Origin of the sequence: uncultured Streptococcus sp. (assembly GCF_915066115.1) — a bacterium.
In the GTDB taxonomy this organism is placed as follows: domain Bacteria; phylum Bacillota; class Bacilli; order Lactobacillales; family Streptococcaceae; genus Streptococcus.
The window spans coordinates 1-5,710 of the sequence record NZ_CAJZDT010000121.1 but is presented as its reverse complement, the minus strand read 5'-3'; the positions used below and the strand labels follow the sequence as shown (position 1 = coordinate 5,710).

The following is a 5,710-nucleotide window of genomic DNA, read 5'->3' as shown; positions in this document are numbered from 1 at the left end:
CTTGAATTGCTATTAAAAAGTGCTATAATAATAGTATATATAGAAGAAAAGAGGACAGGGATATGAAGAACAAAAGAATATTTGAAGACTTCCAAGCTTCAAAAATGAGTTTAAACATTTACACAAGCCCCTTGTTAGCCTTTGCTTTTGTCTTCATAGGAGAGTTTGTGGCTTATACTCTGTATGGTATTAGTTTGTTAGCTCTCATCGGACTTGCTAGAAATTTTGGAGAGGCTGGTCAAAATCTTGCAACCTACTTGCAGACCTTGCATCAGAGCTTGACGGATAAAACAGGTGATTTTCGTTTAATTTTAGAATTGCTGGCCTTTGGTTTTATTCTCAACACTGTGTTCAGATGGACTAAAAAAGTTGAGAAAAGACCTATTCGAACTTTGGGATTTTATAGAGAAAATTTCCTCAGCAATCTTGTTAAAGGATTTGGGCTAGGTTTAGCGCTTTTTCTTCTGACCTTGTTAGGTTTGGTAGCCTTAGGTCAATATCGTTTTGAGTCCATTCACTTGAATCCTTATTCGCTTGCTTTTGTTGTCTTTACTATCCCATTTTGGATTTTACAGGGGACAGCAGAAGAAGTGGTGGCCCGTGCTTGGCTCCTTCCTCAATTGGCCTCAAGAACTAATCTAAAACTTGCGGTTCTTATATCTAGCGTACTTTTTACCCTACTTCATGCTGGGAATTCTGGTCTTACACCTTTATCTCTAGTGAATCTCTTTTTATTCGGAGTTGCCATGGCTCTTTACCTTCTCAAAACCGATACAGTTTGGGGTGTTGCAGGTATTCATGGGGCTTGGAATTTTGCTCAAGGAAATCTCTTTGGGATTTTAGTTAGTGGTCAGTCTTCAGGAACCTCAATCATGAAATTTACTCCACAAGGCAATCAAGACTGGCTATCAGGTGGTTCTTTTGGGATTGAAGGATCTATCATGACAAGTTTAGTCTTGTTACTTTTGATTGTCTATCTCGCTTACCAATTAAAGAAAGAAAATGAAAGGATGTGACTTCGGTTCGTCCTTTTCTTCGTGAAAATGCTACAAGTATGCTAAAATAGGAATAGCACATGGAGAGAGGATTCTTATGATTAACCGCATTACAGATAATCAATTTAAACTAGTATCAAAATATCAACCATCAGGAGACCAACCCCAAGCTATCGAGCAGTTGGTTGATAATATCGAGGGTGGAGAAAAAGCTCAGATTCTGATGGGGGCGACTGGAACAGGGAAGACCTATACCATGAGTCAGGTTATTTCCAAAGTCAATAAACCCACTCTGGTCATTGCCCACAATAAGACTCTGGCAGGACAGCTCTATGGGGAGTTTAAGGAATTTTTCCCTGAAAATGCTGTTGAGTACTTCGTATCCTACTATGATTATTACCAGCCAGAAGCCTATGTCCCTTCTAGCGATACCTATATTGAAAAGGATAGCTCTGTCAATGACGAGATTGATAAGCTCCGACACTCAGCGACTTCGGCTCTTTTGGAGCGTAATGATGTTATTGTCGTAGCCTCAGTCTCTTGTATCTATGGTCTGGGTTCGCCCAAAGAATACGCTGATAGTGTTGTGAGTCTCCGTCCTGGTCTAGAGATTTCTCGTGATAAACTCTTGAATGACTTGGTCGATATCCAGTTTGAACGTAATGATATTGATTTCCAACGGGGAAGATTTCGCGTTCGTGGGGATGTGGTAGAGATTTTCCCAGCTTCCCGTGATGAACACGCCTTTCGAGTAGAATTTTTTGGAGACGAAATTGACCGTATTCGTGAGGTTGAAGCTTTGACAGGTCAGGTCTTGGGAGAAGTGGATCATTTGGCGATTTTCCCAGCTACTCACTTTGTGACCAATGACGACCACATGGAAGTTGCCATTGCCAAGATTCAAGCAGAATTAGAAGAGCAACTAGCTGTCTTTGAAAAGGAAGGCAAATTGCTTGAAGCCCAGCGCTTGAAACAACGGACAGAGTACGATATCGAAATGCTGCGTGAGATGGGCTATACCAACGGGGTTGAAAACTATTCACGCCACATGGATGGACGGAGTGAAGGAGAGCCTCCTTATACGCTTCTCGACTTCTTCCCAGACGATTTCTTAATCATGATTGACGAGAGTCACATGACTATGGGACAAATAAAAGGCATGTACAATGGAGACCGTTCGCGTAAAGAAATGCTGGTTAATTATGGTTTCCGCTTGCCATCAGCCTTGGACAATCGTCCTCTCCGTCGTGAAGAATTTGAAAGCCATGTCCATCAGATTGTTTACGTTTCAGCGACACCAGGTGACTATGAAAATGAACAGACTGAGACAGTGATTGAGCAAATCATTCGTCCAACGGGACTCTTGGATCCTGAGGTGGAAGTCCGTCCGACTATGGGACAGATTGATGACCTTTTGGGTGAAATTAATGCTCGTGTTGAAAAAAATGAACGAACCTTTATCACCACTTTGACTAAGAAAATGGCAGAGGACTTAACCGACTACTTCAAAGAAATGGGTATCAAGGTCAAGTACATGCACTCGGATATCAAGACTTTAGAGCGAACAGAGATTATCCGTGACCTGCGTTTGGGTGTCTTTGATGTCTTGGTCGGAATCAACCTGCTCCGCGAAGGGATTGACGTTCCCGAGGTAAGCTTGGTTGCTATTCTTGATGCTGACAAGGAAGGTTTCCTTCGTAACGAACGTGGACTCATCCAGACCATTGGTCGTGCTGCTCGTAATAGTGAGGGACATGTCATTATGTATGCGGACACTGTGACCCAGTCTATGCAACGTGCCATCGATGAAACTGCCCGCCGTCGGAAAATCCAGATGGCCTATAATGAAGAACATGGTATCGTTCCACAAACCATTAAGAAAGAAATCCGTGACCTGATTGCCGTGACCAAGGCAGTTGCTAAAGAAGAGGACAAGGAAGTCGACATCAATAGCCTCAACAAACAAGAGCGCAAAGAACTTGTTAAGAAACTCGAAAAACAAATGCAAGAAGCAGTTGAAGTGCTTGACTTTGAACTCGCAGCTCAGATCCGCGATATGATGCTGGAAGTCAAGGCGCTTGGGTAGGAATACCCATACTAAATAAAATTTATAATTGAATTGCTTACAAGGAGAATGTAGTCATGAAAAAACTGTTACTGTTTCTATTTTTTGTTGTAAATATAGTCCCTTTATTTTTTATTCTACGTATTGCTTTCTTATTCTTCACAACAACTTATGATATTTTCCCCGAAGCAAATATAAAGGAAGTAGAAATTGCTACTAGAAGAACTCTTGATTTGTATGGCTTTAAAGGTAATGTGAAGGTTACAAACTTTTCTAGAGATAAATGGCTTTCTCAAGACTATAAAATTGAATACTTATATAGTGAAGAAATTAACGGGAGAAGTATTACTGTGAGTGATGCTTTGATTTATTATCCAAAATCCTCAAAAAGTAATCCTAAAAAAACAAAGGAGGAATTGATTTATGATGGGACTACAAAAACAATGTTACAAGAATTCTCGGGGATGGCACATGAACTTCTCAATCATAAACCAGAAACAATTTCATATAAAGAAAAAGTAGAGAGTTTTTTCAAGCAATTTGAGAATCCAAATCTAGAATATGTAAATACTTATTGGAGTGTCGATGAGAAAGCAGAGAATATTACAGAATATTATGATCTCATAGATAAGAATCGTAAGGAGGGGAAACCTTTTCATGGTTTATATGATCTCCCTATTGATGAATTTCTGGCAAAAGGAATCATTAAAGGTCATGTTATCTATAAAGATATTGTGTTAGAAGAAGGATACAAGGATTATTTTAATGGTGAAGGTGGTCTGACAGAGTTTATCGAAAATGGAATAGATAGCGCAGACCTTGCAGACGCATTTTATAAAATTTCTTATTATTACGCCGGAAAAAGTGGGAAAAGTTATCGTTCTGGTAGCAAGACAACTTTAAAAATTCAAAATCATAAAATGAAGGATTATGGAATTAATAATGACTAAAAACTTTTTCATTAAGTCTTTTAGTTCGATATTAATAATGGATTTGGAACAACATACAGTCCATCGATTATTGAAGTATAAACATGAAAAGAAAAGGAGTCATCCATCTTGAAACACTTAACTTTATTTAGAATAGTCTATCTGATTTTACTAGGATTTGTCCTTATCGATTTTTGCCTATCAATATTTGGTTTATCGTTTACTCCCATTCTTTGGGATAGTTGGCTATTCCTTTTAGTGATTACTCTTTTTATTCGTTTTTGTAGACATCTGGTAATTCTAGACCTTCTCTTTGGAATATTTGGAATACAATTCATCCCCATGATATTTAAAACAGGACAATTTGTACCAATTATTTTGGCTATTGTACATATTCTTAGTTATTGTTTCAAGGAACGATACCGTCTTTTTGAAGGAATTCGTAGTGCTATTTGTAGTTTATATATATGGATATTTGTGTTTGTTATTTTTGCCTTTGTGACACGAATCCCTATTCCAATAACACTTGATTTTGAAGTTCAGGAACAAGAAATTGTCATTAAAAAAGGATATTTGCTTCATGAAGTAAATTATTACCACGAACGAATTAATCCTTTCATTATGAAGTCTGAAATTAGCCATGAAAAAGTCATTTAATATAGAAAGTGAGTACTGTGTCCCGTTCCCAATTAACGATTTTAACAAATATTTGTCTGATTGAAGCTCTCGAAACATAGTGCGTGGTCATGCAGTATCGCTCTCCTGAAACCAATCGCTGTTCTGGTTATGGCTTTTGGGGAGGGCATGTCATCATGTATGCGGACACTGTGACTCAGTCTATGCAACGTGCTATCGATGAAACTGCCCGTCGTCGGAAAATCCAGATGGCCTATAATGAAGAACACGGTATTGTGCCTCAGACAATCAAGAAAGAAATCCGTGACCTGATTGCTGTGACCAAGGCAGTTGCTAAGGAAGAAGACAAGGAAGTCGATATCAATAGCCTAAACAAACAAGAGCGCAAAGAACTTGTTAAGAAACTCGAAAAACAAATGCAAGAAGCCGTCGAAGTGCTTGACTTTGAACTAGCGGCTCAGATACGTGATATGATGTTGGAAGTCAAGGCCTTGGATTAAGGAGAAGAAAATAAATGACGGTTATTATTAAATCAATGGAAACTCCTGAAGAGATAGAAGGTAAATCACTTGTTCACTGGAAAGCGTGGAGAGAAGCTTATGACGACCTTTTGCCTGCAGAATTTCAGGAGACAATGACATTAGAAAGATGTCGATTCTTTAGTCAAAAGTTTCCAGAAAATACATTGATTGCGATGGATGGCATGAAGGTAGTTGGTTTTATCAGTTATGGAAACTTTCGTGATGAGGCTATTCAAGCTGGCGAAATTATTGCCTTATATGTTTTAAAAGACTATTATGGAAAAGGTATTGCTCAGAAGTTAATGAATGAAGCTCTGACGACTCTTGAACAGTTCTCTGAAATATTCTTATGGGTATTAAAAGAGAATAAGCGAGCCATTGCTTTTTATCAAAAAATGGGTTTTACTCTTGATGGTCAAGAAAAAATACTTGAACTTGGAAAACCGTTCACTGAAATTAGAATGGTATATAAGAAATCATCAGAATTTGAGAGTTAAATGCAAGAACAGTTGTGATTTGTTTTCAGATTGCAAAATCAACAAATGATTACGTTTTAGATAATAT

Annotated in this window: 5 protein-coding genes and 1 pseudogene; all 6 read left to right on the top strand. The window is 38.3% G+C overall.

Going from position 1 to position 5,710, the window contains the following annotated elements; all coding sequences use genetic code 11:
• The first annotated feature begins 62 nt into the window (after positions 1-62).
• The 6 genes and pseudogenes from QZ565_RS07890 to QZ565_RS07865 all read left to right on the top strand — a co-directional run bounded on the left by QZ565_RS07890 (position 63) and on the right by QZ565_RS07865 (position 5,643).
• Positions 63-1,016, top strand: a complete 954-nt coding sequence (locus QZ565_RS07890; protein ID WP_295527918.1) for a CPBP family intramembrane glutamic endopeptidase — start codon at positions 63-65, stop codon at positions 1,014-1,016.
• A gap of 76 nt (positions 1,017-1,092) precedes the next feature.
• Entirely contained in the window at positions 1,093-3,081 is a 1,989-nt protein-coding gene (gene uvrB / locus QZ565_RS07885) for an excinuclease ABC subunit UvrB (protein ID WP_049491718.1), read from the top strand.
• A gap of 56 nt (positions 3,082-3,137) precedes the next feature.
• Positions 3,138-4,010, top strand: coding sequence for a hypothetical protein (locus QZ565_RS07880; RefSeq protein WP_295527915.1), 873 nt, complete (start codon positions 3,138-3,140; stop codon positions 4,008-4,010).
• Between the two features lie 108 nt (positions 4,011-4,118).
• On the top strand, positions 4,119-4,646 hold the full coding sequence (locus tag QZ565_RS07875; RefSeq protein WP_084887079.1) for a hypothetical protein: 528 nt from the start codon (positions 4,119-4,121) through the stop codon (positions 4,644-4,646).
• A gap of 143 nt (positions 4,647-4,789) precedes the next feature.
• Positions 4,790-5,125, top strand: a pseudogene (locus QZ565_RS07870) (UvrB/UvrC motif-containing protein); the annotation flags it as partial.
• Between the two features lie 14 nt (positions 5,126-5,139).
• Positions 5,140-5,643, top strand: coding sequence for a GNAT family N-acetyltransferase (locus QZ565_RS07865; protein ID WP_295527910.1), 504 nt, complete (start codon positions 5,140-5,142; stop codon positions 5,641-5,643).
• Positions 5,644-5,710 lie beyond the last annotated feature (67 nt).